The organism is Leifsonia sp. L25, from assembly GCF_050632895.1.
In genome coordinates, this window is the sequence record NZ_JBODRZ010000003.1 from 703,600 (window position 1) to 718,055 (window position 14,456).

A 14,456-nucleotide genomic window follows, 5' to 3' on the forward strand; every position below is an offset into this window, starting at 1 on the left:
TCGCCGGCCCCGCATCGGCCACCGCGGAGGCGAACGCCCTCCCCGGACCCGCACGAAGAACCGCAGCAAGCAGCGCAACAGGAACCAGAGCCTCCGCACCGGCATCCAGGCGATCGTCGTCGTGCTCTGGTGTCTGCTCCCGTTCTACTGGATGGTCGTCACCTCGTTCCGCGAAGTCGGGTACACGAGCGACAACACCCCGTGGTTCACGCACGTGACACTCGACAACTACGCGACGGCGCTCTCCACCAAGCTCGGGAACAACCTCCCCGGCGCGTTGCTGAACTCGCTGTTGATCGGCGTCTGCGTGACGCTGATCTCGCTCGTCGTCGGCATCTTCGCGTCGTACGCGCTCGCACGCCTCGACTTCAAGTTCAAGGGCGTCATCCTCGGGATCATCCTGGCCGCCTCGATGTTCCCGGGCGTCGCGCTCATCACCCCGCTGTTCCAGCTGTTCACGAACATCGGGTGGATGGGCACCTACCAGGCGCTGATCATTCCGGAGATCTCGTTCGCCCTCCCGCTGACCGTCTACACGCTCGTCTCGTTCTTCCGCGAGATGCCGTGGGACCTGGAGGAGGCTGCCCGCATCGACGGCTGCACGCAGGCGCAGGCGTTCCGCAAGATCATCCTGCCGCTGGCGGCGCCCGCGGTGTTCACGACCGCGATCCTGGCGTTCATCTCCTCGTGGAACGAGTTCCTGATCTCCAGCCAGCTCTCGAGCGACAGGACGCAGCCGGTGACGGTCGCCATCGCGTCCTTCACCGGGAGCCAGCCGCACCAGGAGCCGTACACGGCCATCATGGCGGCCGGTACGATCGTGACCGTCCCGCTCATCATCCTGGTGCTGATCTTCCAGCGCCGGATCGTCGCGGGCCTCACGGCCGGTGGAGTGAAGGGCTGAGCGGATGCGAAGGAACGACCCGAAGGAGTTCGTCGACCTCGGACTGGGGTTCGTCGGCTTCTTCGCGGTCGTCTTCGTGATCATCACCGCCTCCTGCGAGCTCACCGGGCAGCCCGCGCTCACGTGGGCTCTGGTCTCGCTCGTGCTCGTGGTCGTCTTCATCCTTCTGCTGCAGGCGCGGCGCCGCATCCACGCGTCGCGCCTGCGGGCAGAGGAAGCGCGAGCGGGCCAGGACTCCTGACGGGGGAAGCATGGCAGGAATCGAGGAGGTCGCGCGCGCGACCGGGGTCTCAACCGCGACGGTCTCGCGCGCGCTACGGGGCCTCCCCAACGTCTCTGACACGACGCGGGCTGCGGTCCGCCGCGCCGCGGACGAGTTGGGCTACGTCGCGTCGTCCAGCGCGTCCGGGCTCGCCAGCGGCCGCACCCTGGCGCTCGGGGTGGTCGTGCCGTCGGTCAGCCGGTGGTTCTACACCCAGGTGCTGGAGGGCGTCGACGCGGAGCTGCGATCGGCCAGCTACGACATGATCCTGTTCAACCTGGGGGCCACCGCGGCGACCGGGAGCGGGTCTTCCACCGCAGCATCCTCCGCAAGCGCACGGACGCACTGCTGGCGCTGTGCCTCGACTTCACGCCCGACGAGCGCGAGCAGCTCGCGTCGCTCGGGCACCCGACCATCGTGGTCGGCGGACCGGTCAAGGGGCTGCGCAGTGTCGGGATCGACGAGAAGGCGACGGCGAAGGAGGCCACGAACCACCTGATCGGCCTCGGCCACACCGAGATCGCTCATCTGGGAGGCGAGGACGAGGAAGGCCTCAACAGCAACGTGCCCGCCGGAAGGCTGCGCGGCTTCGAGAAGGCCATGCGGGCGGCGCACCTCCCTGTGCGGCCGGAGTGGGTCATCCCCGGCGGGTTCTCCCTGCCCGAGGGCCGCGCCGCGATGAACAGGCTGCTCGACCGGCCTGGCCCGCGGCCGACGGCCGTGTTCGCCGGTTCGGACGAGATGGCGATGGGCGCCATCCTCGCCGCGGGCGACCACGGCCTGCGCGTGCCGGACGACCTCTCGGTCATCGGCATCGACGACCACGACTTCTCGGAGTGCTTCGGGCTCACGACGATGGCGCAGAGCCCGTTCGAGCAGGGGGCGGTGGCCACGCGCATCCTCCTGGACGAGTTGGGCGGCGGTGAGCCGCGGGTCGGCTCGGTGCGCTCATCCGCGCACCTGGTGGTGCGCACGTCGACCGCGCCGCCGCGCTGAACCTGCGAGTTCGTACACGCGTCCGACAAACCGTTGCGGATTTTCGCGAATCCGGTCGGATATGAACGCTCAGCGCCTCGCGATCTGAAACAATAGGTCGTGCGGCCGTTGGCCGATCGCGCCTTTCGGGTAGGCACGATCGACCGCCGACAGTCCGTCCGTACCGACGCTTCGGCGCGTACGGGAAGAGCCGCCCTGACTAGGACAGGGCGGCTCTTCACTTTTGAACCGGTTCAGGCTCAGTCCGCATCCGCGAGCGCCAGCACTTCGGCCTCCTGCTCCGGCGTCTCCTGCGGGGCGTCGACGCGCTTGAGGTGCTTGTGGCCGAGCATGACCAGGGCGACGGCGATCAGGACAGAGACGGCTCCGGCGTAGAACGGGGTCGACCGCGCGAACAGGCCCGCCAGAAGCGTCGCCGCGGGCGGGGCGATCGCGCCACCGAGGAACCGGACGCCGGAGTATGCGCTCGACGCGACAGAGCGAGGGAGGTCGGTGGCCTCCATCACGCACTCGGTCAGGACCGTGTTCAGGATGCCGAGCAGCAGACCGCCGACGATCACGCACACGATCAGCGCGGCCAGCGATCCCACCAGCAGACCGGCCGCGGCGAGGTCCAGAGCCAGCAGCGGCATGATCAGCCACAGCACGCGGGTCCGCGGCAGCCGCGCGGTGAGCAGCGGCGCGACCCACACCGACGTGATCGCGAGGGCGACACCCCAGCCGAAGAAGATCAGGCCGAGCGTGATCGCAGACGTGACGCCGAGGTCGGCGAGGGCGAACGGTGTGTACGCCAGCAGGACGAAGAACCCGATGTTGTAGAACAGCGCCGCGGCGGCCAGGAACCCGAGGGCCGGCCGGCGGAGGGCGCGGAACGGGGCGGAGAGCTTCGTCGGTACGGGCTTGTCGAGGTTCTTCTTGAGCATCACCACGATCGCGATGAAGCCGATGGCCATCAGGGTCGCGGTGCCGAAGAACGGCCCGCGCCAGCTCCAGCTTCCGAGCAGGCCGCCGAGCAGCGGGCCGATGGCGATGCCCAGACCCAGCGCGGCCTCGTAGAGGATGATCGCCGCCGACGTCCCGCCCGCCGCGGCTCCGACGATGGTGGCGAGCGCCGTGGAGATGAAGAGGGCGTTACCGAGGCCCCAGCCGGCACGGAAGCCGATGATCGACCACACGTTCTGCGACAGCCCTGCTGCGAGCGCGAACACCACGATCAGCGCGAGGCCGATCAGCAGGGTGCGCTTGGCGCCGATGCGGCTGGAGATCCAGCTCGTGAAGAACATCGCCACACCTGTGATGAGCAGGTAGCTCGTGAAGAGCATCTCGGTCTGGGTCGGGGTCGCCTGCAGGCTCGCGGCGATGGCCGGGAGGATCGGGTCGACGAGGCCGATGCCCATGAAGGCGATGACCGACGCGAACGCGACGGCCCAGACGGCGGTCGGCTGCTTGAGGATGTTGTCCGGCTTCTGATGGGACATGGACGAGTGAGGCCTCCTAGGTCTGTGCGGTGAGAAGAGTGAACGGTGAGGTGAAATCCTCAGCGGCCGTCGACGGCGGCCGACGCCGCGGTGGAGAGGTCGACGCGGGACGCGATGATCTCGACGGTGGCCTGCATGGCGGCCAGCTCGTCGTCGCGGAGGTCGGCGAACATGGGCACGAGGGCCTCGGAGAGGGTGTCGCGCCAGTCCTGGAGCGCCTCGGCGCCCTTCGCGGTGATCGCGATCTGCCAGGCGCGGGCATCGTCCACGTCGGCGATGCGCTTGACCCACTCCGAATCGACGAGGTTGCGCACAAGCTTGGTCATCGTCGGCTGGGACACGCGGCTCTGGGAGGCGAGCTCGCCGAGCCGCATCGCACCGACGGTCTGCAGAACACTGAGCGTCCGCCAGGTCGCCGGGGATTCGGTGCTGCCCGTGACGCGCGCGGCCAGCCGGGTGAGACGGTGGCTCGCGACGACGAGGTCGCCGAGAGTGTGGCGGAGCTGAGCGGTGTCTGCAATGGTGTTCGAGCTGATGCCGGCGGGCAGGGTCTTGGTCACGGTGACAAGCATATATAGCCGGACTATATAAATCAAGCCGGCTCAAAATCTCACACATCACCTGGTTGAATCTCCGAATGACCTCAACCGATCCGGCCGGCGACGGCACCTATCACAAGGGCCTCAAGCGACGCCACATCCAGATGATCGCCATCGGCGGCGCGATCGGGACCGGGCTCTTCCTCGGGGCCGGAGGACGCCTCAACTCCGGCGGCCCGGGCCTGCTCGTCGTGTACGCGGTCTGCGGAGTGTTCGCCTACCTCATCCTGCGCGCGCTCGGCGAGCTCATCCTGCACCGTCCGGACTCCGGCTCGTTCGTGTCGTACGCGCGCGAGTTCTTCGGCGAGAAACTCGCGTTCGTGACCGGCTGGATGTACTGGATGTACTGGGGCATGATCGGAATCGTCGATGTGACGGCGGTCGCCCTCTACATGCACTTCTTCGGCAAGTACGTCCCGGTCCTGGCCGAGATCCCGCAGTGGGTGTTCGCGCTGATCGCCCTCACGGTGGTGCTGCTGCTCAACCTGCTCTCGGTGAAGGTGTTCGGCGAGCTGGAGTTCTGGTTCGCGCTGATCAAGGTCGTCGCGCTCGTCGCGTTCCTCGCGATCGGCGTCGCCTTCGTCGTGTGGGGCACTCCGGTCGACGGCCGCACGCCGGGCTTCGCGCTGCTCGTCGACCACGGCGGCCTCATCCCCAACGGGCTGCTGCCGCTCGTCCTCGTCGTCCCCGGCGTCCTCTTCGCCTACGGAGCGATCGAGCTCATCGGCACAGCCGCCGGCGAGACCGAGGACCCGCAGAAGACCATGCCGCGCGCGATCAACACCATCCTGGTGCGCATCCTGCTGTTCTATGTGGGATCGGTGCTGCTGCTCTCCCTGCTCCTCCCCTACACGGCCTACCGCAAGGACGAGAGTCCGTTCGTCACGTTCTTCTCCTCGATCGGCGTCGACGGCGCCGACGCGATCATGAACCTCGTCGTCCTGACCGCGGCGCTCTCGTCACTCAACGCGGGCCTCTACTCGACCGGCCGGATCGCCCGGACGCTGGCCCTGCGCGGTGCGGCGCCGCGGTTCGCGCTGCGGATGAACAAAGGCGGCGTCCCCTACGGCGGCATCCTCATCACGGGCGCCGTCGCGCTCGTCGGCGTCGCCCTGAACCTGGTCGTGCCGGGCGACGCGTTCGAGATCGGGATCAACCTGACCTCCATCGCGATGCTGTGGGTCTGGGCGATCATCGTGATCTGCCAGCTCAAGCTGCGGTTCCTCGCCGACGCCGGCCGGCTGACGAGGCCGTCGTTCCGGATGCCGGGGGCCCCGTTCACCAGTTACCTGACGCTCGGCTTCCTCGTCACGGTCGCGCTGCTCATCCTGTTCGACTGGCCGATGGGCACGATCACGTTCGGCGCGGCCGTGGTGGTCATGGTGCCGCTGCTGGTGGCGGGCTGGTTCCTGGTGCGCGGCCGGGTGCGAGCGCACGCGGCTCAGGAGGCGGCTGCCGCCTCGGAGGCGGAGTCCGCCGTGCGCTGAGCCAGCAGGAACGCCTGACGCGACTTCTCCGGAGCCACCGGCTCCCGGACGAGCTCGGCTCGCAGGGTGAAGCCGGCCTCCGCTAGCCTCGCCTTCACGCGTGCGGGCGACTGCCGCCGGGTGCGCAGGTCGAGCTCGTGACCGTAGGCCTGACGGAGGTGCACGACGTCCTCGTCGCCCTGCTCGCTCACCTGGAACGCCAGCAGCAGCCGGCCTCCCGGGCGGATCACGCGGGCGAACTCGGCGAACACGGCGTCCTGCCGATCCTGCGGGATGTGGATGATCGAGTACCAGGCCAGCGCACCGGCGAGCTCGCCGTCGCGGAACGGCAGGGCCGCCATCGACGCCACCTCGAACGGGATCCCGGGGTGGCCGCGCCGAGCGACGTCGATCATCCCGGGCGACAGGTCGACGCCGCGCACCTCGACGCCGATGCCGGCGAGGAACCCGGAGACGCGGCCGGGACCGCAGCCGATGTCCGCCACCGCTCCCCGCCGTCGGCGGCGACCTGCTCGGCGAAGGCCGCAAGCATCGCCCGCTCCACGGGGAGCTTCTCGAGCTCTCCCTGCAGCAGCGCCGCGTAGTCCTCGGCCACCCGGTCATAGGCGACTCGCGCCTCGTGCTCACTGTCCACCGTCCGACCCTAGGACGTCGAAACGCCCCCATCCGCGCAGGACGGGGGCGTTTCGTGTGGGTTCGGTTTACCGCAGGTACCGGTCGTACAGGAGGGTCCTGCGGCACAGATCCGGCGGGTGGGCGCCGCTGTCGCGGTCGTCACCGTGCAGGAGCGCGGCCCCGAGTCCGCGCAGGGTGGAGGCGAGCTTGCGCCAGGTATTCATCGTGGTCTCTTCTTCCGGTTGTGCGTCCTTGCACACCGATGCACGCGGGCAGGCGCGATCGGACGCTCTGGTGGGACGAGCGTCCGCGCCGCGAACCTTCGCAGTTAAACCGCGAAGGGCGCCGCCCCGTTACAGGGGCGACGCCCTCCACAACGCGGAACACTCTGTTACAGAAGGAGTCCGCGTCGCGTGGCTGATCAGCCTGCGGTAGAAGAAGCCCCGATGGGGCGGCTACTACTTGAGGGTGATGGTGGCGCCAGCCTCTTCGAGCTGAGCCTTCGCCTTCTCGGCGGTCTCCTTGTTGGCGCCTTCGAGCACGGTGCTCGGAGCGCCGTCAACGAGGGCCTTCGCCTCACCGAGGCCGAGGCTGGTGAGGGCGCGCACCTCCTTGATGACCTGGATCTTCTTGTCACCGGCGGCCTCGAGGACGACGTCGAACGAGTCCTTCTCCTCGACCTCTTCGGCAGCGGCACCCGCGCCACCGGCGGCCGGGGCGGCCACGGCGACGGGAGCGGCGGCGGTGACCTCGAAGGTCTCCTCGAACTTCTTCACGAACTCGCTGAGCTCAATGAGCGTGAGCTCCTTGAAGGCGTCGAGCAGCTCGTCAGTCGACAGCTTTGCCATGATTTTCTCCTTAGTGTGTGTGGTTACTCACCGCGCGCTGATCCGGGAAGGATCAGGCAGCGGACTCCTGCTTCTCACGCAGCGCGTCGACCGTGCGAACGGCCTTCGACAGCGGTGCGTTGAACAGATATGCGGCTCCGAACAGCGAGGCCTTGAAGGCGCCGGCCAGCTTGGCCAGCAGAACCTCACGGGACTCGAGGTCGGCGAGCTTGCCTACCTCTTCTGCGGTCAGCGGGTTACCGTCGAAGTAACCGCCCTTGACCACCAGCAGAGGGTTTGCCTTGGTGAAGTCACGCAGAGCCTTCGCGACGGCGACAGGGTCGCCGTGCACGAACGCGATCGCGGACGGCCCGACCAGTTCCTCGTCGAACGACGAGATTCCCTGGTTGTTGGCCGCGATCTTGGTCAGCGTGTTCTTCACCACGGCGTACGTCGCGTGCTCACTGATGGACTTGCGCAGCGTCTTGAGCTGAGCAACAGTGAGACCGCGGTACTCGGTCAGCAGAACGGCGGTCGAGCTCTCGAACAGTCCTTCGAGCTCGGCGACCGTGGCTTCCTTGTTCGCCATGGCTACTCCTCGGTTGTCTTCTCGCACACCGCGGGAGCGGTGTACGCCTCGACCGCGGGCAAAGAAAAAGCTCCGGCGCAGACGCACGGAGCTCGACTCGCAGAGTACTGCGGGAATCACTTCACACACCTGCGCGGGCCCCTACCTGAGTAGTTCTTCGGACATGCAAGCATGTCGACCAGCGGTCTTCGGCTCCGTCAAGGGTACGGGATGGGGCGCGTCGCACGCAAATCCGCCCTTCCGCGGTGCGTGTCGGTCCCTGCGCGGTGGGCGCGCAGGAAGTCCCCCGTCGCGCCCGAACCGTGGATGCAGTGCGACGCCGGCGTGGGAACGATTGAGGTAGACCACGTGCGAGGCGCGCGGGAGCCCGTGGGCCGTCTCCGCAGCGAGCTGCAGAGGATAGAAGAAGTCACGGCCGCCGGAGACGACCAGCGCGGGAGCGGAGACGCGCGACAGCCGGTCGCGGACGTCGAAGCCATCCTCTGCCTCCACGAGGGCGCGCAGCCCCTGCGGGTCCGCCGGACCGGGCAGCAGCCGGGTGACCAGCCGGACGACCGGGGCCAGCAGCGGGGAGTCCATCGTCGCCACGGCGAGCTCGGACGTCGCGCCCTTGTCGCCCGCGCTGAGGAGGTCCGCGTAGCGGCGCTGGGCCGCCCTGCCGTTCGCGCCGAGGGTCGCGGCCCCCGCCGCGACCACGAGGGAGCTCACCAGGTCGGGGTGGTCGACGGCGAGCTGGAGGGCGATGCTGGCGCCCGTGGAGACCCCCATGATCGCCGCGGGTGTCCGGAACCGGCTGCGCAGCATCACGGCGTAGAGGTCGGCGACCTCCGCCATCGTGGCGCCCGGCGCGAGGCGCGCCGGGCGGCCGACGGCGTGCACGCGGTGGGTGCGCGCCGGGCCGGAGACGATGAGGCGCTCGGTCAGCGCATCCAGCCCGCGGGCGCGGCCGGGCTCGGACGGCAGGCCGCGCAGGAACACCAGCGGCGGGGCGGCGGGGTCGCCGTACGCGACCGTGGGCAGGACGGTCCCGGTCACTCCCGGTCCGCTCGCTCGGGGGCGTTCTCGGGGGCGAGCGGGTTCTCAACGCCGAGCGCGTTCTCAGGGGCGAGCACGTTCTCAGGGGCGAGCGCGTTCTGGGGTGCGGGCGCGCTATCTGCCTCCACCGCTGTCTCCTCGACCGTCGCGGCAGGGAGGGCGGCCGCCTCCTGGGGGTGATCCCCCGCCAGCGGCAGCCGCACCGTGAACACCGTGCTGCCCGGCTCGCTGGCCACGGTGACCGTGCCGCCGTGCGCCTCCACCACCGCGGAGACGATCGCGAGGCCGAGGCCGGTCGATCCGGTCGCCCGGTTGCGGCTGCTGTCGCCGCGGGCGAAACGCTCGAACAGCGTCGACCGGAGGTTCCCGGGGATGCCGGGGCCGTCGTCCGACACCGTGACCACGGCCTCCCGGGCGGCGGTGTCCACGGCGAGCGCCGCGACCACGTTGGTGCCCTCCGGCGTGTGGACGCGGGCGTTCGCGAGCAGGTTCATGACCACCTGGTGCAGGCGCGGGGCGTCGCCCAGCACCTCGACCGGCTCCTCGGGCAGGTCGATGCGCCAGGTGTGGCCGGGGCCGGCGGCGTGCGCGTCGCTCAGGGCGTCGATCAGCAGCAGGGACAAGTCCACCGGGTCGCGGTCGAGCTCGCGGCCCTCGTCGAGGCGGGCCAGAAGCAGGAGGTCCTCGACCAGCGAGGTCATCCGGGTGGCCTCCGACTCGATGCGACCGAGCGAGCGGGTGACGTCCGGCGGGAGCTCGTGCGGGGAGCGCCGGGTGAGCTCGGCGTAGCCGCGGATCGAGGCCAGCGGAGTCCGCAGCTCGTGGCTGGCGTCCGCGACGAACTGGCGGACCTTCTGCTCGCTCGCCTGCCGCGCGGTCAGAGCGGACGCGACGTGGCCGAGCATCCGGTTGAGCGCGAAGCCGACCTTGCCGACCTCGGTGTGCTGGTCGGCGTCGTCCTCGGGAACCCGCACCGACAGCGCGACGTCGCCACGGTCGAGCGGCATGTGCGCCACCTGCTCGGCGGTCTCCGTGACGCGCGCGAGGGGCTTCATGGCGAGGCGCACGACGAAGCTGGCGATCAGGAACGCGAAGATCAGGCCCGCGAGGGTGACCAGCGCGATCACGATCGTGAGCTGCTGCGTGGTCGCGTTCACCTCGCTGAGCGGCAGGCCGATGATGACGCTGTCGCCGTTGTCGAGCTGCGCCGCGGCAATGCGGTACGAGCCGAGCGATTCGCCGAGGTTCACGGTACGGGGCTGGGAGTCCGCGGGCACCGTGAGCAGGGCGAGTCCGTTGATGGTGACCTGTTTGGGCCCGAGCGGCTGGTCCGTCGAGGAGGGTGACCGGTCGGACAGGATCACCGGAGGGAACAGCAGGCCGCCGTTGGAGCTGCGCACGGCGCCGAGGGTGCCGGTCGGCTGGCCGGGCGTCGTCACGACGCCCTGCGCCTCCGGCACGGTCGGGCCTCCCGCGTTGATGCGGTCGGCGGTGTGCTGGCCGCGCTGGAGGGCGCTCGTGAGCTGCTGGTCGAGCCGCTCCATGAGGTAGTTCTGCAGGGCGAGGACGCTGACGGCGCCGATCACCGTGCCGAGCACCGCGAGCATCGCCACCACGACGAGCACCACGCGGCTGCGCAGCGTCCAGGTGCGGAACGGACGGAGACCGAGGCGCCAGGCGCGCTCTCGGCCGGGGGTCGGGGCGCCCGCAGTGCGGGCAGCTGTCATTGCGCGGCCTTCACCATGTAGCCGGCGCCGCGCACGGTGTGGATCATCGGAGGGCGGCCGGCGTCGATCTTCTTGCGCAGGTAGGAGATGTAGAGCTCGACCACCGAGGAGGAGCCGCCGAAGTCGTAAGACCACACGCGGTCCAGGATCTGCGCCTTGCTGAGCACGCGGCGCGGGTTGCGCATGAGGAAGCGGAGCAGCTCGAACTCGGTCGCGGTGAGCTGGATGGGGTCGCCGTCGCGATGCACCTCGTAACTGTCCTCGTCCAGCACGAGGTCGCCGACGATGAGCACCGGGTCGTCCTGGTCCGCGACCGCTGCGCGTGACCGGCGCAGCAGGCCGCGGAGCCGGGCGACGAGCTCCTCCAGGCTGAACGGCTTCGTGACGTAGTCGTCGCCTCCGGCGGTGAGCCCGGCGATCCGGTCGTCCAGGGAGTCCTTGGCCGTGAGGAACAACACGGGTGCCTCGTTACCATCGGCGCGCATCCGGGACAGCACCTGGAGGCCGTCGATGTCCGGCAGCATGATGTCCAGCACGACCACGTCCGGCTTGAACTCGCGCGAGAGCTGCAGCGCCTGCTGGCCGTTCGACGCGGTCTTCACCTCCCAGTCCTCGTAATGCAGCGCCATCGCGAGCAGATCGGTCAGCGTCGCCTCGTCGTCGACGACGAGCACGCGGATCGAGCTGCCGTCGGCACGGCGCAGGAGGGTACGGGGCTGGCCGGAGGAGCCGGCGGCGGCACGGGTGTTGATGGTCACCTTTCCCATTATGAGGAGCGGGATTGATGGTGTCTTTGTGAAACCTATGGGAGTTCTGAGAGACATCGGGCCGGCTCCGCGGCGGTGGATGCGAGGTCCCTCAGCGGCACTCGGCAGATCCATAGCTTTGCCATAGTGCTCGGCAATCGGCCGAACCTAGCGTCCCGTTGAATCCCTCTTTCCGACCCAGAGATATGGAAGCCAATGTTCGGGACATATCTGCGGCGCGAGCTCCTCAATCGCCGCAAGCAGACGGTCATCATCGCGATCGGCATGGCCCTCGCGATCGCGCTCGTCATCATCGTCAACGCGGTCTCCGCCGGCGTCAAGGACGCGCAGGCGAGCGTTCTCCAATCCGTCTACGGCGTCGGCACCGACATCACGATCACCCAGCCGGCCACCGCGCAGAACGCGACCGCCCAGCAGGGCGCCGGCGGCGGGCCCCGCTTCGACTTCGGCGCCGACTCCGGGTCGGACACGGGCGCCGGACGGCAGATCAACACGTCGCGCCTGCAGCCCACCCGCGGCGCGACGGTGATGGACGCGTCCACGCTGACCACGGCCAAGAAGGTCCAGAACGTTCAGAACGCCGCCGCAGTGCTGTCGCTGACCAACACCAGCTTCAGCGGCACCCTCCCGAACTTCCAGCAGTTGCGCCAGCAGCGCGAGGCCGGCGGATCGAGCGGGTCCTCCACGCCCCCGCCCACCGGCGGATCCGACGGCGCGGGCGGCAGCTCGTTCACCGTCGACTCGTTCTCGGTGATGGGCCTCGACCCGGCCGGTAAGTCGGTCGGGCCGCTCTCGTCCGTGACGCTGTCCAGCGGCCGCACCTTCACCGCCGCGGACAAGGCGGCCGACGTGGTCGTCCTCGACGCCGCGTACGCCAAGACCGCGACCAAGGCGGTCGGCGACACCGTCACCATCGGCGGCACCGACTTCAAGGTGATCGGCATCGTCTCGGCCACGGGCGCCGACTCGACCACCGCCGCGAACGCGTACATCCCGCTCGGCGTCGCGCAGACGCTCTCCGGTCAGGCCTCGAAAGTCTCCTCCGTCTACGTCACGGCGGCGTCGTCCAGCGACATCGACCAGATCAAGGCCGACCTGACCAAGGCCATCCCCGGCGCGACCGTCAGCACGCAGGCGGACCTGGCCTCCAGCGTCTCGGGCTCGCTCGGCAGCGCCGGCCAGCTCATCGCCAACCTCGGCACCTGGCTTTCGGTGATCGTGCTGGCGGCGGCGTTCCTCATCGCCATCCTGTTCACCATCTCCGGCGTCACCCGCCGCACCCGTGAGTTCGGCACCCTGAAGGCGATCGGCTGGTCCAACCGCCGCATCACCGGCCAGGTCGCCGGCGAGTCGATCGTGCAGGGACTCATCGGCGGCATCATCGGCGTCGCGGTGGGACTCATCGGCGTGTGGGTTGTCAACATCATCTCCCCGACTCTGACCGGCGGCGTCGGCTCCGGCTTCGCCAACGCTGCCGGTCGGGGCACCGGTGGGGTCGGCACGGGAGGAGCGGGCGCAGGCGGAACCGGTGGCGGCTTCGGCGGCGGGGCCGGAGGCGGCGGCTTCGGCGGCGGGGCCGGAGGCGGCGGCGCGTTCGCCGGCGTCCGCCGGGCCGCGTCCCAGACCACGGCCGACATCGCCCTGCACGCACCGATCACGGTGTGGATCATCGTCGGCGCGGTCGCGCTCGCCATCCTCGGCGGTCTCATCGCCGGTGCGATCGGCGGCTGGCGCGCCTCCCGCCTCCGTCCCGCCGCCGCTCTGCGCTCGGTCGCCTGAGCCGGTCTCCCGACCAGAAGGAGTCATCGTGTACACCCTCACGAACGTCACCAAGAAGTACCGCCAGTCCAAGCGCGAGGTGATCGCCCTCGACGACGTCACCCTGGAGATCCCGGACGGCCAGCTCGTCGCCATCCAGGGCCCCACCGGCGGCGGCAAGTCGACGCTGCTGCAGATGCTCGGCGCTCTCGACCGGCCCACCTCGGGCTCGGTCGAGCTCGGCCCGGCCAGCCTGTCCAAGCTGGGCGACCGCAAGCTCACCGGCATCCGCGCCAACGAGATCGGCTTCGTCTTCCAGGGCTTCAACCTGATCCCGACGCTGACGGCTCAGGAGAACGTGGAGACCGCGCTCGCGCCGCTCAAGGTCAGCACGGAGGAGCGCAAGCGCCGCGCCGCCGAGGCACTCGCCTCGGTGGGCCTGGCCGACCGCGGCACCCACCTGCCCTCCGAGCTCTCGGGAGGGCAGCAGCAGCGCGTCGCGATCGCCCGGGCGCTGGTGAAGAACCCGGACGTGCTGCTGGCCGACGAGCCGACCGGCAACCTGGACGAGGAGACCCGCGACGAGATCATGGACCTCCTCGAGGGGCTGTGGCGCGACCGCGGCCTCACCGTCATCGTGGTCACGCACGACACCGCCGTGGCCAAGCGCGCGCAGCGCCGCCTCCACATCAAGCACGGCCAGGTGAAAGAGGTCGCCTAGCTCGCCATCCCACAGAGGGGTCGCAACACGCCGTCACGCACGCGGGCTAGCGGCGTGTTGCGACCCCTCTGCGCGGCGCGGGCCGGAGGCCGGCGCCTTAGGCCGGGGTGGGGACGACGGTCATTCCGGCGGCCTCCGCCAGGAGGACGGCCTGGCGCTCGTCGATGGTGGCGCCGCGGAGGCCGACCTCGGCCGGGTCCACGCCCGTCAGGTCGCTGCCGACCAGGCTCGCGGCGGAGAAGTCCGCACCCGTGAGCAGCGCGGCCGACAGGTCGCAGCCCGAGAACACCGCCTCGGCGCAGCGTGCCCGACTGAGGTCGGCCTCCCGAAGCTTGACCCCGGTGAACCGGGCCCCGCGGAGCTCCGCCCGGCCGAGGTCCACGAACGACCAGTTGCCGCCCTCCACCTTCAGCAGCGCGAATTCGCAGCCGCTGAAGCTGCTGCCGGTGACCTTGCACCGGCTGAACGTCGAATCGAAGAAGTTGCACCCGACGAAGGTGCAGTTCACGAACGCGCTGTCGGTGTGCTCGCTCACGTTGAACCGCACCGTCCGAAACGTGCACGCGGTGAACGTCGCACCCGTCGTGCGCACCTCGGTCAGATCGACGTCGATGAACTCGACGCCGTCGAACTCGAGGCCGTCGAGGTCGCGGCCGTACCAGTCCTCGCCACGGATGATGTCCACGGGGGT

General features: G+C 69.7%; 16 protein-coding genes and 1 pseudogene. 7 read left to right on the forward strand and 10 right to left on the reverse strand.

Annotated features, from left to right (window positions below):
- The first annotated feature begins 13 nt into the window (after window positions 1–13).
- The 4 genes and pseudogenes from ACRAWC_RS07250 (at window position 14) to ACRAWC_RS07265 (ending at window position 2,162) form a co-directional block, all read left to right on the forward strand.
- Window positions 14–904 carry a carbohydrate ABC transporter permease gene (locus tag ACRAWC_RS07250; protein WP_431349386.1) on the forward strand — a complete coding sequence of 297 codons (891 nt, stop codon included), beginning with the start codon at window positions 14–16 and terminating at the stop codon, window positions 902–904.
- Between the two features lie 4 nt (window positions 905–908).
- Complete coding sequence (locus ACRAWC_RS07255; protein ID WP_431347124.1) at window positions 909–1,145, forward strand: hypothetical protein; 237 nt, start codon at window positions 909–911, stop codon at window positions 1,143–1,145.
- A 10-nt stretch (window positions 1,146–1,155) separates the two neighbouring features.
- Window positions 1,156–1,233: pseudogene (locus ACRAWC_RS07260) on the forward strand (LacI family DNA-binding transcriptional regulator); the annotation flags it as partial.
- A gap of 134 nt (window positions 1,234–1,367) precedes the next feature.
- Window positions 1,368–2,162: a LacI family DNA-binding transcriptional regulator gene (locus ACRAWC_RS07265; protein ID WP_431347125.1), complete on the forward strand. Its 795-nt coding sequence runs from the start codon at window positions 1,368–1,370 to the stop codon at window positions 2,160–2,162.
- A gap of 239 nt (window positions 2,163–2,401) precedes the next feature.
- Here the strand turns inward: ACRAWC_RS07265 and ACRAWC_RS07270 are convergent, their stop codons facing one another.
- Window positions 2,402–3,640 carry an MFS transporter gene (locus ACRAWC_RS07270; protein WP_431347126.1) on the reverse strand — a complete coding sequence of 413 codons (1,239 nt, stop codon included), beginning with the start codon at window positions 3,638–3,640 and terminating at the stop codon, window positions 2,402–2,404.
- A 59-nt stretch (window positions 3,641–3,699) separates the two neighbouring features.
- Window positions 3,700–4,212, reverse strand: coding sequence for a MarR family winged helix-turn-helix transcriptional regulator (locus ACRAWC_RS07275; protein ID WP_431347127.1), 513 nt, complete (start codon window positions 4,210–4,212; stop codon window positions 3,700–3,702).
- A 65-nt stretch (window positions 4,213–4,277) separates the two neighbouring features.
- On the opposite strand from ACRAWC_RS07275, the gene ACRAWC_RS07280 reads away from it, so the two are divergent.
- Window positions 4,278–5,726 carry an amino acid permease gene (locus ACRAWC_RS07280; RefSeq protein WP_431347128.1) on the forward strand — a complete coding sequence of 483 codons (1,449 nt, stop codon included), beginning with the start codon at window positions 4,278–4,280 and terminating at the stop codon, window positions 5,724–5,726.
- On the opposite strand, the gene ACRAWC_RS07285 is transcribed toward ACRAWC_RS07280, so the two are convergent.
- From ACRAWC_RS07285 to ACRAWC_RS07315, 7 genes are all read right to left on the reverse strand, one after another.
- Window positions 5,681–6,211, reverse strand: a complete 531-nt coding sequence (locus ACRAWC_RS07285) for a class I SAM-dependent methyltransferase (RefSeq protein WP_431347129.1) — start codon at window positions 6,209–6,211, stop codon at window positions 5,681–5,683. The genes ACRAWC_RS07280 and ACRAWC_RS07285 overlap by 46 nt on opposite strands.
- A 216-nt stretch (window positions 6,212–6,427) precedes the next feature.
- On the reverse strand, window positions 6,428–6,565 hold the full coding sequence (locus tag ACRAWC_RS07290) for a hypothetical protein (protein WP_431347130.1): 138 nt from the start codon (window positions 6,563–6,565) through the stop codon (window positions 6,428–6,430).
- Between the two features lie 234 nt (window positions 6,566–6,799).
- The gene (gene rplL, locus ACRAWC_RS07295) at window positions 6,800–7,189 is read right to left on the reverse strand and encodes a 50S ribosomal protein L7/L12 (protein WP_185278456.1); all 390 of its coding nucleotides are present in this window, start codon (window positions 7,187–7,189) and stop codon (window positions 6,800–6,802) included.
- Between the two features lie 52 nt (window positions 7,190–7,241).
- Entirely contained in the window at window positions 7,242–7,757 is a 516-nt protein-coding gene (gene rplJ / locus ACRAWC_RS07300; RefSeq protein WP_369960998.1) for a 50S ribosomal protein L10, read from the reverse strand.
- A gap of 141 nt (window positions 7,758–7,898) precedes the next feature.
- Window positions 7,899–8,792, reverse strand: coding sequence for an alpha/beta fold hydrolase (locus ACRAWC_RS07305; protein ID WP_431347131.1), 894 nt, complete (start codon window positions 8,790–8,792; stop codon window positions 7,899–7,901).
- Window positions 8,789–10,519, reverse strand: a complete 1,731-nt coding sequence (locus ACRAWC_RS07310; protein WP_431347132.1) for a sensor histidine kinase — start codon at window positions 10,517–10,519, stop codon at window positions 8,789–8,791. The genes ACRAWC_RS07305 and ACRAWC_RS07310 overlap by 4 nt, the downstream gene beginning before the upstream one ends.
- Complete coding sequence (locus tag ACRAWC_RS07315) at window positions 10,516–11,286, reverse strand: response regulator transcription factor (protein WP_431347133.1); 771 nt, start codon at window positions 11,284–11,286, stop codon at window positions 10,516–10,518. The genes ACRAWC_RS07310 and ACRAWC_RS07315 overlap by 4 nt, the downstream gene beginning before the upstream one ends.
- Window positions 11,287–11,481: 195 nt before the next feature.
- Between ACRAWC_RS07315 and ACRAWC_RS07320 the strand changes: the two genes are divergently transcribed.
- Both ACRAWC_RS07320 and ACRAWC_RS07325 read left to right on the forward strand, forming a co-directional pair.
- A complete protein-coding gene (locus ACRAWC_RS07320; RefSeq protein WP_431347134.1) occupies window positions 11,482–13,065 on the forward strand; it encodes an ABC transporter permease in 1,584 nt (527 codons plus the stop codon).
- A 28-nt stretch (window positions 13,066–13,093) separates the two neighbouring features.
- Window positions 13,094–13,765 (forward strand): ABC transporter ATP-binding protein, encoded by a 672-nt coding sequence (locus ACRAWC_RS07325; protein WP_431347135.1) that lies wholly within the window; start codon window positions 13,094–13,096, stop codon window positions 13,763–13,765.
- A 97-nt stretch (window positions 13,766–13,862) separates the two neighbouring features.
- Here ACRAWC_RS07325 and ACRAWC_RS07330 read toward each other — a convergent pair whose 3' ends face one another.
- Entirely contained in the window at window positions 13,863–14,450 is a 588-nt protein-coding gene (locus ACRAWC_RS07330; protein ID WP_431347136.1) for a pentapeptide repeat-containing protein, read from the reverse strand.
- Window positions 14,451–14,456: the final 6 nt, after the last annotated feature.

Coding starts and splice junctions, on each gene's coding strand:
- ACRAWC_RS07255 (WP_431347124.1), top strand. CDS start 909: ATGCGAAGGAACGACCCGAAGGAGTTCGTCGACCTCGGACTGGGGTTC.
- ACRAWC_RS07270 (WP_431347126.1), bottom strand. CDS start 3,640: ATGTCCCATCAGAAGCCGGACAACATCCTCAAGCAGCCGACCGCCGTC.
- ACRAWC_RS07275 (WP_431347127.1), bottom strand. CDS start 4,212: ATGCTTGTCACCGTGACCAAGACCCTGCCCGCCGGCATCAGCTCGAAC.
- ACRAWC_RS07280 (WP_431347128.1), top strand. CDS start 4,278: ATGACCTCAACCGATCCGGCCGGCGACGGCACCTATCACAAGGGCCTC.
- ACRAWC_RS07290 (WP_431347130.1), bottom strand. CDS start 6,565: ATGAATACCTGGCGCAAGCTCGCCTCCACCCTGCGCGGACTCGGGGCC.
- rplL (WP_185278456.1), bottom strand. CDS start 7,189: ATGGCAAAGCTGTCGACTGACGAGCTGCTCGACGCCTTCAAGGAGCTC.
- rplJ (WP_369960998.1), bottom strand. CDS start 7,757: ATGGCGAACAAGGAAGCCACGGTCGCCGAGCTCGAAGGACTGTTCGAG.
- ACRAWC_RS07310 (WP_431347132.1), bottom strand. CDS start 10,519: ATGACAGCTGCCCGCACTGCGGGCGCCCCGACCCCCGGCCGAGAGCGC.
- ACRAWC_RS07315 (WP_431347133.1), bottom strand. CDS start 11,286: ATGGGAAAGGTGACCATCAACACCCGTGCCGCCGCCGGCTCCTCCGGC.
- ACRAWC_RS07320 (WP_431347134.1), top strand. CDS start 11,482: ATGTTCGGGACATATCTGCGGCGCGAGCTCCTCAATCGCCGCAAGCAG.